This is a genomic window from uncultured Lamprocystis sp., from assembly GCF_903933125.1.
GTDB lineage: Bacteria > Pseudomonadota > Gammaproteobacteria > Chromatiales > Chromatiaceae > Thiodictyon.
In genome coordinates this window covers 12121-33787 of the sequence record NZ_CAIZIZ010000350.1, presented here as the reverse complement: position 1 = coordinate 33787, position 21667 = coordinate 12121, and the positions used below count along the sequence as shown (strand labels likewise).

Here is a 21667-nt window from a genome sequence, read left to right as displayed (position 1 = left end):
CGGACTCCGCGCCGCCTCCACCGCGCTGGAGGCAGGGGCACTCGCTAAGGATAGGGGCCGCGCGGCAACTCGCCGCCGGGCCCGCGCAACCGACCAGCCAGGTCGAACCGGCGGGTCAGATCGGGGCGGCGGCGCGCCCGCCCGCCACCACCCCGAGCTTGATGTCGACCGTCGTGCAGGGCTGGGTGCGGTCGCCCGCGGGGTCGCGGCGATTCACCAGATCCTGCAGCGTGATGGTCTCCAGGTAGTCCTGGATCCGGTTGCTCAAGTCGAACCAGAGCGCGTGGGTCAGGCAGGGTTGACCATCCTGGCAGTTGCCGGCGCCGCCGCAACGGGTGGTGTCCACGTTCTCGTCGACTGCGACGATGACTTCCGCCACATGGATTTCACCGGCCGAACGGGCCAGATTGTAACCACCGCCCGGACCACGGACACTGGTCACCAGGCCGTTACGGCGGAGTTTGGCGAACAACTGCTCAAGATAAGACAAGGAGATACCCTGTCGCTGGGCAATGTCGGCAAGCGCCGTCGGTCCCTTGCCGTGATGGATGGCCAGGTCCAGCATCGCAGTGACCGCGTAGCGGCCTTTCGTCGTCAGTCTCATGCTCAACGCCCTCCGGGGGTCTTCCCTGCACATCCTACGTTACCCGACCTCAGCGATCAATTAATGACTTGGATTGGGCTTCAAGGGTTCCGGGTTGGGTGAGTCGATCACCACCGCGTCCAGGTCGGCGTCGTGGTCGAAATGCGTCATGATCCCCTTGGCTTCCAGGGCTTGTGACATCGCCTCCATGCGGCTGTCCATGTGGTGGATGTGGTCGAGCATGCGGTTGATCGCGTTGGCCACCGGGTCCGGGGCGTCGACGGTCGCGCCGTAGGCGTCGAAGCCGATGCGGGCGGCGGTATCGGCGCGGCGGCGCTGGTCCGCATCCCGCTCCCGCTCGATGATGCGGCCGGGCACGCCGACCACGGTGGCGCCGGCGGGAACCGTCTTGACGACCACCGCGTTGGAGCCGATCCGCGCCCCGTCGCCGATCGTGATCGGCCCCAAGACCTTGGCCCCGGCGCCCACGACCACGTCGCGCCCCAGGGTTGGGTGGCGCTTGCCCGGCTGCCAGCTGGTGCCGCCCAGGGTCACACCGTGGTAGAGGGTACAGTCGTCGCCGACGACGGCCGTCTCGCCGATGACGACGCCCATGCCGTGGTCGATAAAGAAGCGGCGGCCGATCTGCGCGCCGGGATGAATTTCGATCCCGGTGAAGAGGCGCGCGACATTCGACAGCACCCGCGCGAGCAGCTTGAGCTCGTGCACCCAGAGGGTGTGGGTCAGCCGATGGGCCAGCACGGCGTGCAGTCCCGGATAGGTCGTCAGGATCTCAAACCCGGTGCGGGCCGCGGGATCGCGATCGTAAATGCTTCCGATATCCTCTCGCAGTTGGTCGAACATGCGCTTAACTGGGCTCCTGCTCCTGGTGCACCGCGGCCGGACGGTTCGCGGTTTTGCGTCCCTGGGCGGCGCTGAGGATGCCGCGCAGGATATTGATCTCGACCCAGTCGGGGCGCGCCCGGTTAAACAGGCGCCGCAACCGCATCAACAGCTGGCTGGATTGCTCCGGGTCGCGGAAGCCGATCTCCACCAGCGTCCGGGCCAGATGGTCATGGAAGGCGTCCAAGGCCTCCGCGGTCGCCAGGTCGCGCGGTTCTTCGTGGGTCTGTTCGCCCTGACCCTCCCGCCAGGCACGACGGATTTCGTAGGCAAGCACCTGGACGGCGGCGGCTACATTGAGCGAGCTGAATTCGGGATTGGTCGGAATCTGCACCAGATAGTGGCAGCGGGCGAGTTCTTCGTTGGTGAGACCCGAACTCTCCCGCCCGAAGACCAGGGCCGCCTCGCCCACCGCGGCCTCGGCCAGCAGCAGACGGGCTGCCGCGGGCGGTTCCAGCAGCGGCCACTCCACCGTGCGTTGCCGGGCGCTGGCGCCAATCACCAATCGGCAGCCGGCGAGGGCGCCCACCAGATCCTGATGCGTCCCCGCCCGCTGCAGCAGGTCATCGGCGCCGGACGCGCGGGCCAGCGCCTCGGCATCGGGCGGGTGGCGGGGTTTCACCAACTCCAGGCGGGTCAGGCCCATCGTTTTCAGCGCCCGCGCGGCAGCGCCCAGGTTGCCGGTATGGGTGGTCTCCACCAGCACGCAGCGGATGCGGGCCAGGGTCGTGTCGGGGTGCGCGTCCATGGGGTAGTCAGCTTCTTCAGAACAAGGCCACATTGTCAATCTTTGATCCGCACGTCCCTTGGGGTATCGTGTCGGTTATGAATCCTACCGTGAATATCGCTATCCGCGCCGCCCGTGCCGCAGGCAAGGTGCTGCTTCGCTACTACGACCGCGTGGACCAGATCAAGGTCCAGACCAAGAGCCGCAACGACTTCGTCAGCGAAGTCGACCGCAGCGCCGAGCAGGTCATTATCCAGGAACTGCGCGCCCGTTTCCCCAGCCACGCGATCCTGGCCGAGGAAAGCGGCGCCCAGGGGGAGGGCGACTACCAGTGGGTGATCGACCCGCTGGACGGCACCGCCAACTATCTGCATGGCTTCCCCCAGTTCTCGGTGTCCATTGCCTTGCGGGTGCGCGGGCAACTGGAGTGCGCCGTCGTTTACGACCCGCTGCGCGAAGAACTCTACACCGCGGCCCGCGGCGAGGGTGCGCAACTCAACGACCGGCGGCTGCGGGTGGCCGGTCGGCCGTCGCTCGACGGGGCGCTGATCGGCACCGGGTTCCCCTTCCGCGATCAGCGCCATATCGACGCCTATCTGGGCATGTTCAAGGACATGACCCTGTCGACCGCCGGTTTGCGCCGCCCCGGCTCGGCCGCCCTGGATCTGGCCTATGTCGCCGCCGGGCGCACCGACGGATTCTGGGAACTGGGTCTGTCGCCCTGGGACTTCGCGGCCGGGGCCTTGCTGGTCACCGAGGCCGGGGGCACCGTGACCGATCTGAGCGGCGGCCCCCGTTACTTCGACACCTGCAACCTGGTGGCCGGCAACCTCAAGGTCCATCAGGCGATGCTCGAACTCATTCGTCCCCACTTGAGCGACGCACTCAACGCCTGATGTCGGCATCGGCGTTGATTTCCTTGGCAAGTCATTGACTACCATTAAAATTCTGTATTTGACAGCCCCGCTCAGGCTTGTTAGCGTGAGCCGTGAACTCAAACGAGGAGGCTGTACATAAGATGTCACGCATCGTTATTCTCGGCGCCGGTATCTCGGGGCACACCGTGGCCCGCTATCTATCCATGTGGGTCGGCAAGAAACATCAGGTCACGGTGGTCTCACCCAAGCCCCAGTGGAACTGGATCCCATCCAACGTCTGGGTGGCCTGCGGCGAGATGACCGCGGAGCAGGTGACCTTCGATCTCGGGCCGATCTACCAGAAGGCCGGTGTGGAGTTTCTGTTGGGCAAGGCGGTTTCGGTGCATCCCGAGGGCGCGGCGGAGCGCAGTCGCCCCTTCGTCCGCATCGAGTATACCGACCCGACCCGCGCCGGCCAGACCGAGGATGTCGATTACGACTTCCTGGTCAACGCCACCGGCCCCAAGCTCAACTTCGGTGCCACGCCCGGTCTGGGGCCGGAAGGGGGCTACACCGTCTCGGTGTGTACCGCCGAGCACGCCGTGGCAGCCAACGCGCAGTTGCAGGAACACATCCAGGCCATGAAAGGCGGCGCGCGGCGTCGTTTTGTCGTCGGCACCGGGCATGGCATGTGTACCTGCCAGGGCGCGGCCTTCGAATATATCTATAACGTCGACCATTCGCTGCGTCAGGCGGGTGTTCGCGATCAGGCCGAGATCACCTGGATCAGCAACGAGTATGAACTCGGCGATTTCGGGATGGGCGGCGTCCACATCAAACGCGGCGGTTATGTCACCAACGGCAAGGTGTTCGCCGAGTCGCTGATGGTCGAGCGCGGCATCAGTTGGATCACGCGCGCCGCGGTCAACAAGATCGAGCCCAACAAGATCCATTATGAGACGCTGGAGGGAACCTACCATGAGTTGGACTACGACTTCGCGATGCTGATCCCGCCCTTCGCCGGGGTCGGTTTGAAGGCCTTTGGTAACGACGGCAGCGACATCACCGCGGCGGTGTTCGCCCCCAACGGGTTCATGAAGGTGGACGCGGACTACAATCCCAAGCCATTCGAGGAGTGGAGCAAAGCCGACTGGCCCCGGTACTACGAGACGCCGAAGTACAAAAACGTCTTCGCGGTCGGCATCGCCTTTGCGCCGCCGCACCTCATTAGTAAACCGATGAGCAGCCCGAACGGCACGCCGATCAACCCGGCACCGCCGCGCACCGGCATGCCTTCGGCGGCCATCGGCAAAGCGGTGGCCGAGAATATCCGGGATATTCTCAACGGCGCGGCCGCTGGACCAACCCACACCGCATCAATGGCGGAGATGGGTGCCGCTTGTGTCGCTTCCACCGGCTCTCACATCTTCAAGGGCAGTGCGGCGACCATGACCGTATTTCCGGTCGTGCCCGACTACGAGACCTATCCGGACTATGGCCGCGATATGGATCTCACCTTCGGCGAGGTCGGTCTGGCCGGGCACTGGATGAAGTGGATTCTGCACTACGTCTTCCTCTACCAGGCGCAGCTCAAGCCCGGCTGGTCGATCCTGCCGGATTGATCGTTCCGGATTCCGGTCCAAAATGTGGGACACCCCGGTCGGTCTGAGTGATGACCGGCCGGGGCGTCCACAGAACCTTGCGGTCACCTTACCCAGCGGAGATATAACATGCCCGCCAAGAACAAAGAGCCCTATAAACAATCCTATTATCCACCGATGCCGACCGCTTTCACGCGCTACATGCGCCGGTCGCTGGTGTGGCAGTTCATCCGCTTCTGGATCATCAATTTCAAGATCTTCAAGCTGCTGACCAAGTCGCACCACTAACGCAACGGGAAGGGTGTCGTGACGATACTCGTCGGATGCTCGCACCCGCGAGCGAAGGCCAGCTGATCCGCGTTGCCGGCATAGACCCAGGCGGTCAGCCGGTGCGCCACCGTGAAGTCCACCGCTTGCCCGATCAAGCGACGCCCCAAGCCTTGACGTCGCCAGTCCGGGTCCACGAAGACGCTGAGATGCGCATTGCGCGGTGAGTCTTTGAACGCGGCGAACCAGCGTGCCAGACTCCAGCCGATGATCACATCGTCGTGCCAGGCCAGGAAACAGCGGACGTGCGGAGGGCGCTCGCGCAGGATTGTCAGCAGGTGGGAATCATTGCCGCCCGCGGTCAGCGCCCGCAGGCGTTTGCGTTCGGCGGCCGTTACGCGCCGCAATGGCCGCGATTCGAAACGGATGTCTGGTTGATCGGTCATGCGGGGTCAGGTTCATCGCGGCCCGGTCTTGGAGCGGCAGACGATATTTTGCCATAGGGAGGATGGATCTGCCCGCCCCCCTGGCTTGTTGCTGTAAGAAGACATGCTGTCAGATCGATCCGCCAGGGTGGGTCGATTTGGCAATCGCCTTGAGTGTGAGGATAGCCCCATGTCGTGCTCGCGCACTGCGACCTGTCCCGCAGGACCTGACTTCAGCCGCTTCGTCATGGGCTATTGGCGCCTGATGGACTGGGGATTCACCACGCACCAACTCATCGCGTTTATCGAACAGGGGCTGGATCTGGGAATCACCACCGTGGACCACGCGGACATCTACGGCGGCTATCGGGTGGAGGGCTGTTTCGGCGAGGCGCTGGCGCAGGTACCGGGACTGCGCGAGCGTCTGGAGATCGTCACCAAGTGCGGGATCGTCCTGGAGCGGCAGGTCTGGTTCCACATCCTCCAGGCTGCCGCTGGGGCGGAGGTGCCGTGATCCTGAAGTCAGCCCGCGATCCCGTGGGAGCGGCCTCCGGCCGCGATGGGGGCTCGCGGGATCGCGAACGTCAGCATTCAGCTCGGCATTGCGTAGCGGCCGCAGGCCGCTCCACGGGAGACGTTATCGGTCGGGAAGACTCAGACGGAGCACCTGACTAGGCCCGCTCCAGTCGATCGAGGAGGCGCCGCACCCATCCGGGTCCGCCATAAATGAGCCCGGTGTAGACCTGAAGCAGGTCCGCCCCGGCTGCCAGCTTGGCCTGCGCGCCCGTTGCATCCATGATGCCGCCGACGCCGATCAGCACCGGCGCCGGGCCCAGGGCTTGCCGCACGGTGTTGAGCAAGACCGTGCTGCGGCCCAATAGCGGCCGGCCCGACAGGCCGCCGCTCATGCCGTCGGTCGCGTTGCGCAGTCCCTCGAAGCGGATCGTGGTATTGGTCAGGATCAGGCCGGCGCAGCCCGCGTCCAGGGCCGCCCTGGCGCAGGCGACGGCGTCCGCGTCAGCGAGGTCCGGGGCCAGTTTCAGCAGCAGGGGGCGCGGCCGGCTCATGGCCTGGTTGGGGGTTTGAATGGCATCGACGATGCGCCGCACCTCATCGACCGTTTGCAGGTCTCGCAGGCCCGGTGTGTTCGGGCTGGAGATATTCACCACGATGTAATCGGCCAGATCGGCGAGTCGCTCGAAGCTCGCCCGGTAGTCCGCGGCGGCGCGCTCGGCCGGGGTGACCTTGGATTTGCCCAGGTTCACACCGAGCGGTACCTGGAGGACGGCGCGCGCCCGCAGGCGGGTGAGGCGCGCCTGCATGGCCGCCGCACCGCCATTGTTGAACCCCATGCGGTTGATGATGGCCTCATCGGCGGGCAGGCGGAACAGGCGCGGTCGCGGGTTGCCGGGTTGGGGCAGGGCGGTGACGGTGCCGACCTCCACGAATCCGAAGCCCAGCCGCTGCCAGGCCGGGACCGCCGCACCTTCCTTATCCAACCCGGCGGCGAGGCCGATCGGGTTGGGAAAGTCCAAACCCATGATCCGCCGGGCCAGCGCCGGCCGTCGCGCGGGGTCCGTGTCCGGCAGGCCGCCAACGAAGACCGCAGACCAGCGCGCGAGGAGTCCCAGTGCGAGTCGGTGAGCCGACTCCGGGTCGAGCCGAAAGGCCAGGGGCCGGATCAGGCGCCACAAGCCCGTGGTGTCGTCGCTGTACATCATTGATTCCGAAAGTAATACACTGTTCCAGCGAGTCCTGCGAATCCGTCGTGCCGGCGCGCTACCATCCATGGCACTGGATTCCGGCATCCTGCCGGAATGACGCCGCAGCTTAAGTTGGAGCGGGGTACGATAGCCTTCGTACCTGATATCCAGACAGACCCTTGGTGTAGGGGCGGGTTTGAAACCCGCCCCTACGTCCGGTAATCACGTCCGAAGGCTATAGCACAGACCGGGAAAATCGCCCTTAAAGGCGATTTTCCCGGTTCAGGACTCGATCATCTGGTCCAGGCCATGCCCCGGCCGCACCATGGGCAGCACGTTTTCCGCTTTGTCGACCCAGCAATCCACCACCATCGGGTGCGTATCGGCCAGGGCCAGGGCGATGCCTTCGTGCAGTTCCGCCGCGGTCGTGATCCGCAGGGTCTTGAGGCGCGGGTAAACGTGCTTCAACCCCAGCAGATTGGGAATCTGGCGGCGGCAGTCCTCGTCCATCTCGGTGCAGTCGCGATCGCAGTCGACGTTGCGGGAGAGACAGGTCTCGTAATGGTGCCCGTCGTCCATCATGTCCTCCCACTGGCGCACCATTCCCAGGTAGTTGTTGTTGAGCACAAAGATCTTGAGTGGAATCTGCTGCGCCACCACCGTGCCGAGTTCCTGGATGTTCATCTGGAAGCTGCCGTCGCCGTCGATCAGGACCACCGGCCGGGTCGGGTCGGCGAACCAGGCGCCGATGGCCGCCGGCAGGCCGAACCCCATGGTCCCGAGCCCGCCGGAGGAGACCCACTGGCGGGGGCGCTGGAAGCGGTAATACTGGGCCGCCCACATCTGGTGCTGGCCCACTCCGGTGACCAGGGTGGCGTTGCCGCCGGTCAGCTCGGAGATGGCCTCAACGACCGCCTGGGGCTTGAGGTTGGGCATTGGCAGGTAAGGCAGGGGCATCTGGGTGCGCCACTGCTGGATCAGGACCATCCAGTCCGGGTGGCTGGCGGTGCGTCCGGTGCTCAGCGCATAGTCGAGGAAGGCGTCCAGGCCGGCCACCAGATGAAGATCAGTCGGCACAGTCTTGTCGATCTCGGACGGGTCGATGTCGACCTGGGCGATGCGCTTGCCCTTGGCGAATCCGCTGACCGCCACCCGGTCATCGAAGCGCCCGCCGAGCGTCAGGATCAGGTCGGCGTCGCGCAACGCATAGTTGGCCGGGATGGTGCCGTGCATGCCGGGCATGCCCAGATTGTGCGGGTCGGCGAAGGGCACCGCCCCCAGGGCGTTGAAGGTGGTGGTCACCGGCACATCGAACCGCTCGGCGAAGCGGCACAGGGCGGCGGCGGCTTCCGCATGAATGATCCCGCCGCCGGCTTTGACCACCGGGCGTTGGGCGGTGGCCAGGGCGGCGAGGATGGCGTCGGCCTGGGCCGCGTCGAACGGCACGGGCTCACGATGGCGCCGTCGCGGCGGATTGGTCTCGGTCACCTGTGCGAGTTGTACGTCCTTGCAAATGTCGACCACCACGGGTCCAGGCCGGCCATGATTGGCGAGCGCGTAGGCCTCCCGCAGCACCCACTCCAGGTCGCGCACGTCCTTCACCAGATAATTGTGCTTGGAGATATGGCGGGTCAGGCCCACCGTGTCGACCTCCTGGAAAGCATCGGTGCCGATAGCCCGGCTCGGTACCTGGCCGGTGATGAACAGGGTCGGAATCGAGTCCTTGTAGGCGTCCGCGATGGGCGTGGTGAGGTTGGTGGAGCCGGGCCCGGAGGTGGCCAGGGCGACGCCCACCCGGCCGCTCACCCGCGCGTAGCCCTCAGCCGCGTGGCCGGCTCCGCCCTCCTGGCGGCACATGATGAAGCGCGGGCAGGGTTCGCCGCGGCGCATCCGCTTGTTCAGCTCCACATGCAGGGGAATGACGGCCCCGCCGGTGTGGCCGAAGATGATCTCGACGCCGAGATCGGTCAGCACATCGAATAACAGGGCGGCGCCGGTGGGGTGAGTGGGGGTCTCTGGGGCGTTCATGGTGATTCTGCGTTTCATGGGGACCAGTGGGTCATGGCGACATGATCCCAGAAAAATCGGTCAGCCGTAAGGCGCTTGCCGGAAATCGCCTAAGCTGCCAGGTAGCGCCGATGCATCCGTTCGACCTGGGGTCCGAGCGCCTCAGGCCCGCCGCCGTTGTCGATGATGTCATCGGCGCCGGCCAGGCGCTGCGCGCGCGGGATCTGAGCCGCGATGATGCGGGCGACCTCGGCATCGCTCAGTCCGCTGCGTCGGCACACCCGGTCGATCTGGACCGACTCGGGGCAGTCCACGACCAGGATGCGGTCCATCAGGGCCTGCTGGCCGGTCTCGAACAGCAGTGGGATCACCAGCACCGCATAGGGGGTCGTCAGGCCCGCCGCCCGTTCCAGCATCAGGGTGCGGATCGGCGGGTGCAGGATGGATTCCAGCCGCGCCCGCGCCGCGGCATCGGAAAAAACACGAGCGCGCAGCGCCGCGCGGTCCAACTGTCCATCGGGGAACAGGCAATCGCTGAAGGCGCTGCCGATCTGCGCCAGGGTCGGCGTGCCGGGTGCGGTCAGTTCGCGGGACAGCAGGTCGGTGTCGATGACCCCGGCACCCAGCGCCGCGAGCTGATCGGCCACGGTGGATTTTCCGCTGCCGATTCCGCCGGTGAGGCCGACCTTGAACACCTAACCCAGGCCGGACAGACGCAAATAGGCGTCGTTGATCTGCTGACCCCAGATCAGGCAGATCCATCCTGCCGTGGCCAGAAATGGGCCGAACGGCATCGGGTGTCCGGGCCGATGGCGGCCTCCGATGATCAACAGGGTACCGAGCACCGCTCCGGCCACGGCGGACAAGAGGATGATCTGGGGTAGAAACTGCCAGCCGAACCAGGCACCAAAGAGCCCGAAGAGCTTGAAGTCCCCGTAACCCATGCCCTCCTTGCCGGTGACCAGACGAAAGATCTGGAACACGGCCCACAGGCTCAGATAGCCGGCCGCGGCGCCGATGATCGAGGACGCGCTGTCGGTGAACAGACCAAACAGGCTTAGCAGCAGGCCGGCCCAGAGGAACGGGATAGTGATGCCGTCGGGCAGCAGTTGGGTGTCGTAGTCGATGACGGCGAGCGTGATCAGCCCCCAGGTCAGCGCCAGCGCGGCCAGCGTCTGCCAGCTCAGGCCGAAGTGCATAACCACGATCAGGGTCAGTACGGCGGTCAGTCCCTCGATCAGCGGATAGCGCGCGCTGATGCGGGTCCCGCAGGCGGAACAGCGCCCGCGCAGGAACAGATAGCTCAGGATCGGGACGTTCTCCAGCGCACTGATGCGATGCCCGCAGGCTGGGCAGTGGGATGGCGGCCTCGCCAGATTCAGCACGGGTTCGTCGCTTTGCGTTGCGGTGCCGACAAACTCGGCGCAGTCCCGCCGCCAGCCCGCCTCCATCATCCGCGGCAGACGCAGAATGACGACGTTGAGAAAGCTGCCCACGATCAGCCCCAGCGCCAGGGTCGTCCCGTAGAGCAGACTCGAGCTGTCTCTAAACACGTCGATCCAATCCATCGTCAACTCCCAATGCGGTAAAGCGCAGATCCTTTCGGTCTCAGCGTCCGGTTTACAACCTGCTCGTCGCCGCTTGACGGGATCTCAGGCCAAGCGACAATCGTTAGCTGCTAGCCACTATTATTAGACCACGGCCGCCAACTTGAAGATCGGCAGGTACATGGCGACCACGAGGCTGCCCACCAGGCCGCCGATGACCACCATGATCATAGGCTCCAGCAGACTGCTCAAGCTGTCCACCGCATTGTCGACCTGCTCCTCGTAAAAGTCCGCGACCTTGGCCAGCATGTCGTCAAGCGCGCCGGACTCCTCGCCGATGGCGGTCATCTGAATCACCATGTGAGGAAACAGGTTACGCTGGCGCATGGACAGTTGCAGTGCTTGCCCGGTGGCGACCTCTTCGCGCATTTTGAGGACCGCCTCCTGGTAGACGACGTTGCCGGTGGCCCCCGCCACCGATTCCAGGGCCTCCACCAGGGGCACGCCGGCGGCGAACATGGTGGACAGGGTCCGGGCGAAACGCGCCAACGAGGCCTTGTTGAGAATGCCGCCGATGATCGGGATTTTCAGTACCGCCCGGTCCACGATATCGCGGAACTTACGCGAGCGCTTGAAGACATAACCGATACCGTAAACGGCGGCAGCCACCCCCAGGAAGATGGCCCACCACCAGTCGCGCAAGATGTCGGAGGCGCCGATGACCAGCAGGGTGAAGGCCGGCAGATCGGCCCCGAAACTGCTGAACAGCTCCTTGAACTGGGGGATGACGAACATCAGGATCACCACCGTGACGATGATGGCCACCACGATGACCGCCGCGGGATAGAACAGGGCCTTCTTGATCTTGCCCTTGATCGATTCGGTCTTCTCTTTGTAGGTCGCGATCTTGTCCAGCAGGATGTCGAGCACGCCCGCCTGTTCGCCGGCAGCGACCAGATTGCAGAACAGATCGTCGAAATACAGCGGTTGTTTGCCCAGCGCCTCCGCCATCGCCGTGCCGCTTTCGATATCCTGCTTGATCGAGAGGATCAAATCCTGCATCGCCGGATTTTCATGTCCCCGGCCAACGATGTCGAAGGCCTGAACCAGCGGTACCCCGGCGGTCATCATGGTGGCGAGTTGGCGGCTGAAGATGGCAATATCTCCAGCACCGATTTTCTTACGCCCGCTGAAGAGCGGCCGGGCCTTCTTGGTGACCTTGGTGGGGTTGACTCCCTGGCGGCGCAGATCGGCCCGCACCACGGTGATGCTGGGCGCGCGCGTTTCGCCCTTGACCCGGCCGCCGCGTCGGTCGGTGCCCTCCCAGGCAAAGACGTACGCCTTTTCGACCTTGGGCGGGGCCTTGTGTTGCGGCTTGGGTTTTTGGGTTGCAGCGAGTGCCATGGGCGTTCAGTGACTTAGTGAAATGACTTGGTGCGTCGCGTGACGTGGTGAGTCTGTGGTTTAGTCTGTGGTTAGTCTTTGGTGACGCGATTGATCTCTTCCAGGCTGGTCACCCCGGCCTTGACCTTGCGCAGCCCGGATTGGCGCAAGTCGGCGACGCCCTCGCGGGCGGCCTGATCCGCCAATTGCAGCGAATTGCCGCCCTCCATGATGAGCCGGCCGATCGTCTCCGACACTTTCATGACCTGAAAGATACCGACCCGTCCCTTATAGCCCTTATTGCAGCGTTGGCAACCGACCGGGCGGAAGATGGTGATGCCTTCCTCGATCTCTTCATCCGTGAAGCCCTCCTCACGCAGGGCTTCGCGCGGCACGTCCTCGGGCTGTTTGCAGTGTGGACAGAGCCGCCGGGTCAGGCGTTGCGCCATGATCAGCAGGATCGCGGACGCGATATTGAACGGTGCGACGCCCATGTTCGCGAGTCGCGTCAGTGACTGCGGGGCATCGTTGGTATGCAGCGTGGAGAGAACCAGGTGGCCGGTCTGGGCCGCCTTGACCGCGATCTCAGCGGTCTCCAGGTCGCGGATCTCGCCGACCATGACGATATCCGGATCCTGCCGCAGGAACGCGCGCAAGGCGGCGGGGAAGGTCAACCCGGTCTTGGTGTTGACATTGACCTGATTGATCCCCGGCACCTGAATCTCCACCGGATCCTCGGCCGTGGAGATGTTGACCTCCGGCTTGTTGAGAATGTTGATCGCGCTGTAGAGGGAGACGGTCTTTCCGGAGCCGGTCGGTCCGGTGACCAGGATCATGCCGTACGGCTTGGCGATGGCGGAGAGAAAGGCGTCGCGTTGCTCAGGCTCGAAGCCCAGCGCATCGATACCGACTTGCGCCGACGATGAGTCGAGTATCCGTAAGACGACCTTTTCGCCGTGCAGGCAAGGCAGGGTGTTGACGCGGAAGTCGATATCACGTGTGCGGCTCAGTTTCAGCTTGATGCGCCCGTCCTGGGGCACCCGGCGTTCCGCGATGTTCATTCGCGACATGACTTTGAGGCGCGCCACCAAGCGCCCCGCGATGTTCAGCGGCGGGTTGGCGACCTCGCGCAGCAGCCCGTCCTGGCGAAAGCGGATGCGGAAGTATTTCTCGTAGGGTTCGAAGTGGATATCGGAGGCGCTGTTGGTGATGGCGTCCACCAGGATCTTGTTGACGTAGCGCACCACCGGGGCATCGTCCACGTTCACATCCGAGTCGTCGCGCTGCTCCTCATCCTCGTTGGCGATATCCAGGTTATCCAGGTCCGTATCCATGAGGTCAGTCATGGTGGTGTCCTGGGCATCGATGGCGCGGTCGATGGCGGCGGCGAGTTTGTCCTCCTCGACCAGCACGGCGTCGGTCGCGAGCCCCGTGTTGAAGCGGATTTCTTCCAGTGCCTGATCGTTGGTCGGGTCCGACAGGGCCAGGAAGATGCGGTTGCCGCGGCGGAACAAGGGCAGCGCCCGATGCTTGCGGATCAGCTTCTCGTCGACCAGGGTCAGAGGCAGATCGGCGAGATCGATCGCGGCCAGATCCAGCAGCGGAACACCGAACTCATGGGAGGCCGCAATGGCGATGCGGCGGCTGTCGAGCATCTTCTGCTCGACCAGATAACGGATAAAGGGTTCGTGGCGGCGCAGCGACTCGGTGATCGCGAAGTTGGCCTGCTCCTCGGTGAGCAGGCGGTCCCGGACCAAACGCCAGGCGAGGCCCGAGGGTTTCATGGTGGTCGGATTGGTCGCCATTGGCTGCCTGTGCTATCGGGTCGGCTACGTTCTTGCGGGTGGCCATCACCCGCTTTTTGCCGCGCGAGCGGCCATCCGGTGGCCGCCGCGACGACACCAGTGTGTTACCTGTTGACCGAAAATGCGAGCCTTACGTTGTTGGCCACCAGGCCGTTGTCTTTCTGTTCACTCTCATTGACATAAAACTCCAGGATGGTCTCCCGGTTCATCAGTTGATCCTCGGTGACATCGTCAGCTAATTCATTGACATGACAGAAGACGCTGGTGTAGGGCGAGCCCTCCGCCCGCGGGTCGGTGATCCACAGGTCGGGAGAAATGTGGTCCATGATGCGCAGGAACCCGTAACCCTTGTCGGCAATCCACTTGGTGCAGACGCCGCGTACACATGAGGCTGGCTTGCCCCAGTCGTTCCGCGGCTCATAGGAAACGGGCAGCAGGTCGGGAATCAGGAAACCGGAGTAGAACGCATCCACTTCCTGCTGGAGCTGGCGGGAGACGTTCTTGAAACCGATCAGTTCCACCCGACAGCCCTTGTTTTGCAGGGCGTTCACGACCTGTATGAAATCGCCGTCACCGGTGACCAGGAGAACCTGATCCAATTTATCGGCCTGCAGCATGGCATCGACCGCCATGTCGAGGTCGGCGTTGGCCTTGGTGGTCACGTTGCCGGCCTCGTCGGTGTACCGGCGCACCAGTTTAACCGTGATTTTCCAGCCGAAGTCACGCACCATCTGCTGGTAGGTACGGGACTTCTTGCGGTACTCCGTGTCCTCTTTGGCGCGTTCCTCATCATAGGCCATGTAGGTGTTGAGGCGCTGCAAGATACCGTCCCCACGGGCGGCGAAGCGGCGCAAAACATCATAACGCATCTGGTAACCGCCATTGTAGCGGACATTCTCGGCGTCGACGAAGACGCCCACGCGGCAATAAGAACTCAAGCTGACCTCGGACAAATGCAAAGTGAAAGTGCGTCTTGAAGTAACGATGATCGGCGCTGAAAGTACACTTTCTGGTAAATTTATGGTTCAGGGCGGTGACCCCGCGCCCGGACGGCGCGGGGTGTCCGCATGACAGTCTAGACCTATTTGTTCGCGCGGTTCTCGATCAGGTCGTTGACCACGGTCGGGTCGGCCAAGGTCGAGGTGTCGCCCAGTGAGTCGATCTCGTTGGCGGCGATCTTGCGCAGGATACGGCGCATGATCTTGCCCGAGCGGGTCTTCGGCAGGCTCGGCGCCCACTGGATGATGTCGACGATGGCGATGGGTCCGATCTCGGTGCGCACCATGGCCACCAGTTCCTTCTTGAGCGCGTCGGTTGGCTCCACGCCGGCCATGGGTGTCACGTAGGCATAGATGCCTTGCCCCTTGATGTCGTGGGGATAGCCGACCACGGCCGCCTCCGCCACATGCGGATGCAGCACCAGGGCGGATTCGATCTCGGCGGTACCCAGGCGGTGGCCGGATACATTCAGCACGTCGTCGATGCGCCCGGTGATCCAGTAGTAGCCGTCCTTGTCGCGGCGTGCGCCGTCACCGGTGAAGTAGGACCCGGGGTACTGCTTGAAGTAGGTGTCGACAAAGCGCTGATGATCGCCGTAGACGCTGCGCATGATCGCCGGCCAGGGCTGGGTGAGGATCAGCGCGCCCTCGCCGGGGCCCTCGATCAGGGCGCCGGTGGCCGCGTCGACCAGCGCCGGCACCACGCCGAAGAACGGCTTGCTGGCGGAGCCGGGCTTGAGCGCCGTGGCGCCGGGCAGCGGGGTGATCAGGTGACCGCCGGTCTCGGTCTGCCACCAGGTATCAACGATCGGGCAGCGCTCGTCGCCGACCACCCGATGGTACCACTCCCAGGCTTCCGGGTTGATCGGTTCACCCACGGAACCCAGAATGCGCAGTGACTTGCGCGAGGTTTTCTTGACCGGGTCTTCGCCCGCGCGCATCAGCGAGCGGATGGCGGTGGGCGCGGTGTAGAAGATGTTGACCTGATGCTTGTCGACCACTTCCCAGAAGCGCGACATGTCCGGGTAGTTGGGGATGCCCTCGAACATCAGCGACGTGGCGCCGTTGGCCAGCGGGCCGTAGACGATATAGGTGTGTCCGGTAACCCAGCCCACGTCCGCCGTACACCAGAAAATTTCACCTTCCTGGTAGTCGAAGGTGTACTTGTGGGTCATGGCGGCAAAGACCAGATAGCCGCCGGTGGTGTGCATCACACCCTTTGGCTTGCCGGTGGAGCCGGAGGTGTAGAGGATGAAGAGCGGGTCTTCAGCGTCCATCTGCTCAGGCTCGCAGACCGCGTCCGCCTTGGCCATTTCCTCGTGGTACCAACGGTCGCGGCCGGCGGTCCAGGCGACATTGCCGCCGGTGCGGCGCACCACGAGCACGCTGCCGACGTTCGGGCATTCCTGCAGCGCGGTGTCCACATTCTTCTTCAGCGGCACACTGCGGCCGCCGCGCATGCTCTCATCGGCGGTGATAACCACCCGGCAGTCGGAGTCGAGGATACGGTCGCGCAGGCTGTCCGGGGAGAAACCGCCGAACACGATGGAGTGGGCCGCGCCGACACGGGTGCAGGCGAGCATCGCGACCGCCGCTTCCGGGATCATCGGCAGATAGATGCACACCCGGTCGCCCTTCTTCACCCCGCTGGCCTTCAGCACGTTGGCGAATTTGGAGACTTCCGCATGCAGTTCGCGGTAGGTGATCTTGCGGTCTTCCGCCGGGTTGTCACCCTCCCAGATGATCGCGACCTGATCGCCGCGTGTTTCCAGGTGGCGGTCCAGGCAGTTGTAGGAAACGTTGAGCTTGCCGCCCTTGAACCAGTTGATGTGCAGGTTCTCCGCGTCGAAGCTCCAGTCGGTCACCGCGTCCCAGGGCTTGAACCAGCTGACGAACTGCTCGGCCTGTGCGGCCCAGAACGCATCCGGATTCTCGATCGACTGCTTGTACATGACCTCGTATTTTTCGGCGTTGATGTGCGCCTTGGCCGCGATGGCCGCGGGAACTGGATAGACCTTCTCGTCTGACATCTCGTATTTCCTCTGTCTTTCGGGTGGTGGTGGTGAATCAGCGGTGCCCAGGGTTCTGGTTGGCTTCCGTCAAGGGCGTGGTCGCGGGGAAGATAATACTAAACGCTCGTCCTAAGGGTTTCCAGGTAGGTTAGCAGGCAGTCCATACCGTTCCAGCTTGTTGCGCAAGCCCATGCGGGACAGCCCCAAGGCGTCCGCCGCCCGGCTCTTGTTCCAGCCGTGGCGGGTCAGTGCCTCGCGCAGCAACTGTTCCTCCAAGGCCTCGACCTGTTCCTTGAGTCCGCCCGTGCCCGGTCTGGCGTTGCCTGATATGGGGCTGTCGCGGGTCGCTCCGAGCACGTCGCTTTTGTCCAGGGCGAGGCCCCGGCGTACGCGCGGGTCGAGCAACTCGGTTCCCAACTGGTCCGTCGGGGCCATGATGAGCATACGTTGGATCTCGTTGCGCATCTCGCGCACATTACCCGGCCAGTCGTAGGCCTTGAGGCATTCCAGCAGGTCGTCGCTGAAGCCGCGACACGGTTTGTCCAGGGTATGGACCAGTTCGCTCAATAGGGCGCGGGCGATGAGCGGGATGTCGACCCGGCGCTCGCGTAAGGGCGGCAGGTGCAGGCAGACCCCGGCCAGGCGGTAGAACAGGTCTTCGCGGAAGCGTCCGACCCGGATGTCCTGCGCCAGCTCCCGGTTGGTGGCCGCGACCACGCGCACGTCCACCCGGCGACGGCGGTTGCTGCCGACCGGTCGGACCTCGCCTTCCTGAAGGACGCGCAGGAGCTTGACCTGAAAAGCCGTGGAGACCTCGCCGATCTCGTCCAGGAAGATGGTCCCGCCGTCGGCCTGTTCGAACAGCCCGATGCGGGCGTTGATGGCCCCGGTGAAGGCGCCGCGCTCATGGCCGAACAGCTCGCTCTCGAGAATGTCATCGGCGAGCGCGGCGCAGTTTTCCGCCACGAACGGCTTGTCGGCCCGCGGGCTGTTGTAATGGAGCCCGCGGGCGAACAGCTCTTTGCCGGTGCCGGACTCACCGGTGAGGAGCACCGGCACGTCGTAGAGGGCGACCTGCGCAACCTGTTCGCAGACCCGGTTCAAGGGGCTCTGCGGTCCGCGGATGATGTTGTCGAGTCGGAAGTTGCGCTTGAGCTGGGCGCGGCGATGTTCCATCCGCTGCTCCAGGGTGGGCGTCATGACCTTCATTTCCAGCGCCAGGAATGCGTTTTCCCGCTGGAGTTGGTGCAAGCGGCAGGCATTGCGCACGGTGAGCAAGAGCTGATCGGGGTGCCAGGGTTTGCTGATGAACTGATAGATGCCGGCGCGGTTGATGCCGTCGATCAGGTCGTCGGCGTCCGTGTAGCCGGAGAGGATCATGCGCACGACCTCGGGCCAGCGCTCGCGGACCCGTGCGAGAAACTCGACACCGCTCATCTCCGGCATCCGCTGATCCGAGATGACGGCACGGATATCGTCCTGCTCCAGGCAGCGTTCGGCCTCCGCGGCGCTGGTGGCGGTGCGGCAGTCGAATTCCTCATCAAGCGTACGGTTAAGGGTATCCAGTGATAAGACCTCGTCATCCACCAGCAGGACGGTCGGCCGGAGCGTCGGGCACGCGTCGGCCATGCCTCAGTTACGCCCGCCCGACACGGTGCGCAGGAGTCGTCGGCGGCAACCGACGCTGTGCGAGGCGGACCGGTCCGGGCGCGTTCCGGCGGCTGTCGTCAGCGTCGGCGTGCGGTCGGTGAGGGCTTCTGGTACATGTTGGACCATCGAACGCCAGGGAGTTGCAGTGGTAAAGCGGGTATTATAAGTCCGATCGGATCTCCGGGCGTGAATAGAACCTCAGCGGCGCCTCACCCGCACCGCAGGGCTTCCAGGATCTCGGCGAGCCGACCCGCGCTGTCGTCGATGTCCTCCTGGGCGGCCAGCACGGCGGTTGGGGCGGCCGTCACCTCAACGGTGTTGAGGATCAGACGGTCCTCCGAGTTGAAATGCTGCACCCGCCAGACGTTCGCAACCCGGGCGGCGCAGACCCGGCAGCTTCCGTAGCCGCGCGACGACAAGGTCACGGACCCGGTGCCCAGGATCTGATCGAGACAGTGCAGGTCCTGCTCGGTCTGCGGCAGCAAGGTCAGATTCACCACATGGGACAGGTCTCCCGGCCGATAGCGGGCGGCCTGCGCATTGACCTCCACCAGCACGCCTGGCGCATTCATCACGCCCGCGGGCCAGGGATCCGGGATGGGTGCCGCCGGGAGCGCTTCGCGAAAGGCTTCGGCGCGAATCAGGCCCGGCAGATCCGCAACCTCCAGATGATGAGTCGACGTCAGGGTGCCCTGGGGTCCGACCGCATGAACCCACCAGACGCCGGCCAACCGGGTTTCCCGGATGCGCGCGGCCCGCGGGCCGCCGATCAGTGCGCTGACCTCGCCCTCGCCCAGGGTCTGCTCGAGCAGCGTGCGGTTGGTCAGGTCCAGGTCGGCCAGGTCGATCATCACCGGCGGATCCTCCACGCGATGGGCGGCGAGCGCCTGCAGCAGCCGCTCCAGCACGGCCAATGCGGCGCCGCAGACGCTGAGGTCCTCCGCCGCCGGCAGTAGGGGGGGCTGGTAGGTCGCCATTGTCTTGGGCATGGGCAGATAGTCGAGGGTCGCCTCGTCCGGGCCAGGCGGCGGCGTGCCTGGGCCAGCGAGTCCGGTCGTCAGCGGGATGGGGAACATGGGCGCGGCTCCGGGGGCGATGATTGGTTGCAACAGGGGACGAGCGGTCAGCTGTTCGCTTGTGAGCCTCGATCAAGATTCCGGCGTGCGTAGTCAGGCCATCCTGGCCTGACCCCGTCAGGGCTGGAAGCCCTGACTACGCATGCCGCTGGCCGGGATTACGATCAAGGCCCGCTTGGGCAACGCGCAGGAACTCGGGCAGTTGCGGCGCGCGTCCCACCAGGTCCGGAAAGAGGTGGTCGAATTGTTGGCCGGCCGCGGCGGCGTCGAGCGCGGCCAGGGCGTCCAGCACCAGTCGGGCGCGGGTTTCGGTCAAGACCTCCCGGGCCGCCCCTTGGAAGACCAGCAGCCAGGCATTCACGCGCTGCGCCCCGACCAGCCGGGTGTCGACCTGGATACGCTCATCGGGCCCCTGGCACCAGGCCCAATAGGGGCCGGCCTCGATGACCTGCATGGGGACGCCGATGCACATCAGCAGGCCACTGCCGCGGGCAGCACCCGCGGATCGCCGTGGCGATAGGCGCTGGCGGCGCTGGGTCGGCCGGATTCGTAGGCATTCAGTGCCAGGGCCGGGTCCGGCAGATCATGGGCGTGCGGCCGAGTGCTGTCCGACGCCTCGTCCATGCGCTCGGCGTGCACGCCGAATCCAGCGAGATAGTCGTGGGCAAGCGCGATGGCGGGCGCGATGCACGCCTTGACTTCGGGTCTCAGGCTCCCGCCGAAATCGTCGAGTTCGACCGGCTGCACGCCGATCAATAACAGATGCTGCGGAGACTCGCCCAGCAGGTCAGCGAGTGCCAGCACCTCCTGGAAGCCGGTCTGATGCAGGCTCATCTTCTTGGCGCCCATGAACTTGGGAACCTCGGCGCCCTCGACCCGTTTGAGCGTCCCCGTCGGCAGACCGTAATCCACCGCATCGAAGACCACCAGCACGTCCGCCCAGCGCACCTGATCCACCAGATAGATCCCCTGGGTTCCGCCGTCCAGCAGTCGCACGTTGGGGCCGAAGCGATAAGCTGCGGCCAAGGCTTCGACCGCCCGCACGCCGAACCCCTCATCGGCCCACAGGACATTGCCGATGCCCAGGATCAGGATGTTCGGGTCATTCTTCATCTCACTTCTCCGTTTATTTTTCAGATGGGTTTCGCTGCGCTCAACCCATCCTACGGGCGATCATCCTTGAACATCCGCCAGCCGCTGATCATGGTGCTGATCAGGCTCTGCCGCGACAGGATATCCTCGCGGATGGCGGTATACACATGCAGCATGACGAAGATCGCGATGATCCACATGCCCCAGTGATGCCACATGCGCACGTCCTGGCTTTGTCCCACGAAGGGGATGACCCAGCCGAACCAGCGGTCCTGCCAACTGCCGAGTCCGGTCTGCTCGGAGTAGAGCGCGAACCCGGTGAACATCATCACGATGCCGCCGACCGTGATGATGACCACCATGAACAGGTGAGCAAGCGGGTTATGCCCGATATATTTGCGTGGCTCCTGCTCCAGAAAGGCGTACCAGCGCACCTCATGCCAGAGCTCGTTCCAGAAGCGCCGCCGCCAGAACGGCAGGGCGAAGAGCTGGCGCGACCAGCGGTTGCCCACCATGGCCCAATAGAGCCGGAAAAGGAAACCCACCGCGAAGATGTAAGCCGCGGCGAAATGGGCGAAGCGGATGTACCCCATGAGATAATGGTCGCTGGCCTCCCCCGACAACGTCGGCAGCGGGCTGCCGATGAGATAGCCGGTAACGGCCAGCACGGTGAGTGACAGGGCATTGATCCAATGCCAGGCGCGCAGCGGGGCCTCATAGACATAGACCGCGGTGCGCTTGACGGTCGGAACGGCGGTGTTCATCGATGGTGATCTCCGCGGCAACGGGGGTGAGGGAACTGTTCGTGAATAGGCGAAACAAATCCACTAGGGAACGCCGTTAGTGTCTCTTTCGTTGTCGTTGTCGTTGTCGTAATCGTAATCGAGTTGATGATCCCCGCGAAGATGGGCCTTGATCAGAATTCCGGCCACTTGGGCTCGCCGGGTACGTAGTCAGGCCATCCTGGCCTGACATTGGCAGGGCTGGAAGCCCTGACTACGCACGCCGCTGGCCGGGATTACGATCAAGGC

The 21667-nt window shown here is 64.5% G+C and carries 21 protein-coding genes; 4 read left to right on the top strand and 17 right to left on the bottom strand.

Going from position 1 to position 21667, the window contains the following annotated elements:
* Nucleotides 1-115 precede the first annotated feature (115 nt).
* Genes iscR through QZY03_RS18190 form a run of 3 tightly spaced genes read right to left on the bottom strand, consistent with a single transcriptional unit; the run spans nt 116 to nt 2234 of the window.
* Nucleotides 116-604, bottom strand: a complete 489-nt coding sequence (iscR, locus tag QZY03_RS18200; protein WP_295583563.1) for a Fe-S cluster assembly transcriptional regulator IscR — start codon at nt 602-604, stop codon at nt 116-118.
* 60 nt (nt 605-664) lie between these two features.
* Nucleotides 665-1447: a serine O-acetyltransferase gene (cysE, locus tag QZY03_RS18195; RefSeq protein ID WP_295583561.1), complete on the bottom strand. Its 783-nt coding sequence runs from the start codon at nt 1445-1447 to the stop codon at nt 665-667.
* A 4-nt stretch (nt 1448-1451) separates the two neighbouring features.
* Nucleotides 1452-2234, bottom strand: a complete 783-nt coding sequence (locus QZY03_RS18190) for a TrmJ/YjtD family RNA methyltransferase (RefSeq protein WP_295583559.1) — start codon at nt 2232-2234, stop codon at nt 1452-1454.
* 77 nt (nt 2235-2311) lie between these two features.
* On the opposite strand from QZY03_RS18190, the gene QZY03_RS18185 reads away from it, so the two are divergent.
* The 3 genes from QZY03_RS18185 to QZY03_RS18175 all read left to right on the top strand — a co-directional run bounded on the left by QZY03_RS18185 (nt 2312) and on the right by QZY03_RS18175 (nt 4959).
* A complete protein-coding gene (locus QZY03_RS18185) occupies nt 2312-3109 on the top strand; it encodes an inositol monophosphatase family protein (protein WP_295583557.1) in 798 nt (265 codons plus the stop codon).
* Nucleotides 3110-3231: 122 nt separating this feature from the next.
* Nucleotides 3232-4692 (top strand): FAD-dependent oxidoreductase, encoded by a 1461-nt coding sequence (locus tag QZY03_RS18180; protein WP_295583555.1) that lies wholly within the window; start codon nt 3232-3234, stop codon nt 4690-4692.
* 108 nt (nt 4693-4800) lie between these two features.
* Nucleotides 4801-4959: a hypothetical protein gene (locus QZY03_RS18175; protein ID WP_295583553.1), complete on the top strand. Its 159-nt coding sequence runs from the start codon at nt 4801-4803 to the stop codon at nt 4957-4959.
* On the opposite strand, the gene QZY03_RS18170 is transcribed toward QZY03_RS18175, so the two are convergent.
* Nucleotides 4956-5384 (bottom strand): GNAT family N-acetyltransferase, encoded by a 429-nt coding sequence (locus tag QZY03_RS18170; protein ID WP_295583551.1) that lies wholly within the window; start codon nt 5382-5384, stop codon nt 4956-4958. The two genes, QZY03_RS18175 and QZY03_RS18170, sit on opposite strands and share 4 nt — an antisense overlap.
* A gap of 169 nt (nt 5385-5553) precedes the next feature.
* On the opposite strand from QZY03_RS18170, the gene QZY03_RS18165 reads away from it, so the two are divergent.
* The gene (locus QZY03_RS18165; protein ID WP_295583549.1) at nt 5554-5877 is read left to right on the top strand and encodes an aldo/keto reductase; all 324 of its coding nucleotides are present in this window, start codon (nt 5554-5556) and stop codon (nt 5875-5877) included.
* A gap of 157 nt (nt 5878-6034) precedes the next feature.
* Here QZY03_RS18165 and QZY03_RS18160 read toward each other — a convergent pair whose 3' ends face one another.
* From QZY03_RS18160 to cybH, 13 genes are all read right to left on the bottom strand, one after another.
* Nucleotides 6035-7081, bottom strand: coding sequence for a quinone-dependent dihydroorotate dehydrogenase (locus tag QZY03_RS18160; RefSeq protein WP_295583586.1), 1047 nt, complete (start codon nt 7079-7081; stop codon nt 6035-6037).
* A gap of 267 nt (nt 7082-7348) precedes the next feature.
* Nucleotides 7349-9094 carry a biosynthetic-type acetolactate synthase large subunit gene (gene ilvB, locus QZY03_RS18155; RefSeq protein ID WP_295583547.1) on the bottom strand — a complete coding sequence of 582 codons (1746 nt, stop codon included), beginning with the start codon at nt 9092-9094 and terminating at the stop codon, nt 7349-7351.
* A gap of 89 nt (nt 9095-9183) precedes the next feature.
* Entirely contained in the window at nt 9184-9768 is a 585-nt protein-coding gene (gene coaE / locus QZY03_RS18150) for a dephospho-CoA kinase (RefSeq protein ID WP_295583545.1), read from the bottom strand.
* Nucleotides 9769-10641: an A24 family peptidase gene (locus QZY03_RS18145; RefSeq protein ID WP_295583544.1), complete on the bottom strand. Its 873-nt coding sequence runs from the start codon at nt 10639-10641 to the stop codon at nt 9769-9771.
* 123 nt (nt 10642-10764) lie between these two features.
* Nucleotides 10765-12024 carry a type II secretion system F family protein gene (locus QZY03_RS18140; protein WP_295583542.1) on the bottom strand — a complete coding sequence of 420 codons (1260 nt, stop codon included), beginning with the start codon at nt 12022-12024 and terminating at the stop codon, nt 10765-10767.
* A gap of 71 nt (nt 12025-12095) precedes the next feature.
* Nucleotides 12096-13808, bottom strand: coding sequence for a type IV-A pilus assembly ATPase PilB (gene pilB / locus QZY03_RS18135; RefSeq protein ID WP_295583540.1), 1713 nt, complete (start codon nt 13806-13808; stop codon nt 12096-12098).
* 104 nt (nt 13809-13912) lie between these two features.
* The gene (locus tag QZY03_RS18130) at nt 13913-14746 is read right to left on the bottom strand and encodes an NYN domain-containing protein (protein ID WP_295583538.1); all 834 of its coding nucleotides are present in this window, start codon (nt 14744-14746) and stop codon (nt 13913-13915) included.
* A gap of 143 nt (nt 14747-14889) precedes the next feature.
* Nucleotides 14890-16836: an acetate--CoA ligase gene (gene acs / locus QZY03_RS18125; RefSeq protein WP_295583536.1), complete on the bottom strand. Its 1947-nt coding sequence runs from the start codon at nt 16834-16836 to the stop codon at nt 14890-14892.
* 111 nt (nt 16837-16947) lie between these two features.
* Entirely contained in the window at nt 16948-18447 is a 1500-nt protein-coding gene (locus tag QZY03_RS18120; protein WP_295583534.1) for a sigma-54 dependent transcriptional regulator, read from the bottom strand.
* Between the two features lie 230 nt (nt 18448-18677).
* Nucleotides 18678-19544, bottom strand: coding sequence for a hydrogenase expression/formation protein (locus tag QZY03_RS18115; protein WP_295583532.1), 867 nt, complete (start codon nt 19542-19544; stop codon nt 18678-18680).
* 136 nt (nt 19545-19680) lie between these two features.
* Complete coding sequence (locus tag QZY03_RS18110; RefSeq protein WP_295583530.1) at nt 19681-20016, bottom strand: HypC/HybG/HupF family hydrogenase formation chaperone; 336 nt, start codon at nt 20014-20016, stop codon at nt 19681-19683.
* Nucleotides 20016-20657, bottom strand: a complete 642-nt coding sequence (locus tag QZY03_RS18105) for a HyaD/HybD family hydrogenase maturation endopeptidase (RefSeq protein WP_295583529.1) — start codon at nt 20655-20657, stop codon at nt 20016-20018. The genes QZY03_RS18110 and QZY03_RS18105 overlap by 1 nt, the downstream gene beginning before the upstream one ends.
* A 50-nt stretch (nt 20658-20707) precedes the next feature.
* Entirely contained in the window at nt 20708-21400 is a 693-nt protein-coding gene (gene cybH, locus QZY03_RS18100; protein WP_295583527.1) for a Ni/Fe-hydrogenase, b-type cytochrome subunit, read from the bottom strand.
* Nucleotides 21401-21667: the final 267 nt, after the last annotated feature.

Excerpts from the sequence above, each read along its gene's own strand:
- iscR (WP_295583563.1), bottom strand. The coding sequence starts at position 604 with ATGAGACTGACGACGAAAGGCCGCTACGCGGTCACTGCGATGCTGGAC.
- cysE (WP_295583561.1), bottom strand. The coding sequence starts at position 1,447 with ATGTTCGACCAACTGCGAGAGGATATCGGAAGCATTTACGATCGCGAT.
- QZY03_RS18190 (WP_295583559.1), bottom strand. The coding sequence starts at position 2,234 with ATGGACGCGCACCCCGACACGACCCTGGCCCGCATCCGCTGCGTGCTG.
- QZY03_RS18185 (WP_295583557.1), top strand. The coding sequence starts at position 2,312 with ATGAATCCTACCGTGAATATCGCTATCCGCGCCGCCCGTGCCGCAGGC.
- QZY03_RS18180 (WP_295583555.1), top strand. The coding sequence starts at position 3,232 with ATGTCACGCATCGTTATTCTCGGCGCCGGTATCTCGGGGCACACCGTG.
- QZY03_RS18175 (WP_295583553.1), top strand. The coding sequence starts at position 4,801 with ATGCCCGCCAAGAACAAAGAGCCCTATAAACAATCCTATTATCCACCG.
- QZY03_RS18170 (WP_295583551.1), bottom strand. The coding sequence starts at position 5,384 with ATGACCGATCAACCAGACATCCGTTTCGAATCGCGGCCATTGCGGCGC.
- QZY03_RS18165 (WP_295583549.1), top strand. The coding sequence starts at position 5,554 with ATGTCGTGCTCGCGCACTGCGACCTGTCCCGCAGGACCTGACTTCAGC.
- QZY03_RS18160 (WP_295583586.1), bottom strand. The coding sequence starts at position 7,081 with ATGTACAGCGACGACACCACGGGCTTGTGGCGCCTGATCCGGCCCCTG.
- ilvB (WP_295583547.1), bottom strand. The coding sequence starts at position 9,094 with ATGAACGCCCCAGAGACCCCCACTCACCCCACCGGCGCCGCCCTGTTA.
- QZY03_RS18145 (WP_295583544.1), bottom strand. The coding sequence starts at position 10,641 with ATGGATTGGATCGACGTGTTTAGAGACAGCTCGAGTCTGCTCTACGGG.
- QZY03_RS18140 (WP_295583542.1), bottom strand. The coding sequence starts at position 12,024 with ATGGCACTCGCTGCAACCCAAAAACCCAAGCCGCAACACAAGGCCCCG.
- pilB (WP_295583540.1), bottom strand. The coding sequence starts at position 13,808 with ATGGCGACCAATCCGACCACCATGAAACCCTCGGGCCTCGCCTGGCGT.
- acs (WP_295583536.1), bottom strand. The coding sequence starts at position 16,836 with ATGTCAGACGAGAAGGTCTATCCAGTTCCCGCGGCCATCGCGGCCAAG.
- QZY03_RS18120 (WP_295583534.1), bottom strand. The coding sequence starts at position 18,447 with ATGGCCGACGCGTGCCCGACGCTCCGGCCGACCGTCCTGCTGGTGGAT.
- QZY03_RS18115 (WP_295583532.1), bottom strand. The coding sequence starts at position 19,544 with ATGTTCCCCATCCCGCTGACGACCGGACTCGCTGGCCCAGGCACGCCG.
- QZY03_RS18110 (WP_295583530.1), bottom strand. The coding sequence starts at position 20,016 with ATGTGCATCGGCGTCCCCATGCAGGTCATCGAGGCCGGCCCCTATTGG.
- QZY03_RS18105 (WP_295583529.1), bottom strand. The coding sequence starts at position 20,657 with ATGAAGAATGACCCGAACATCCTGATCCTGGGCATCGGCAATGTCCTG.
- cybH (WP_295583527.1), bottom strand. The coding sequence starts at position 21,400 with ATGAACACCGCCGTTCCGACCGTCAAGCGCACCGCGGTCTATGTCTAT.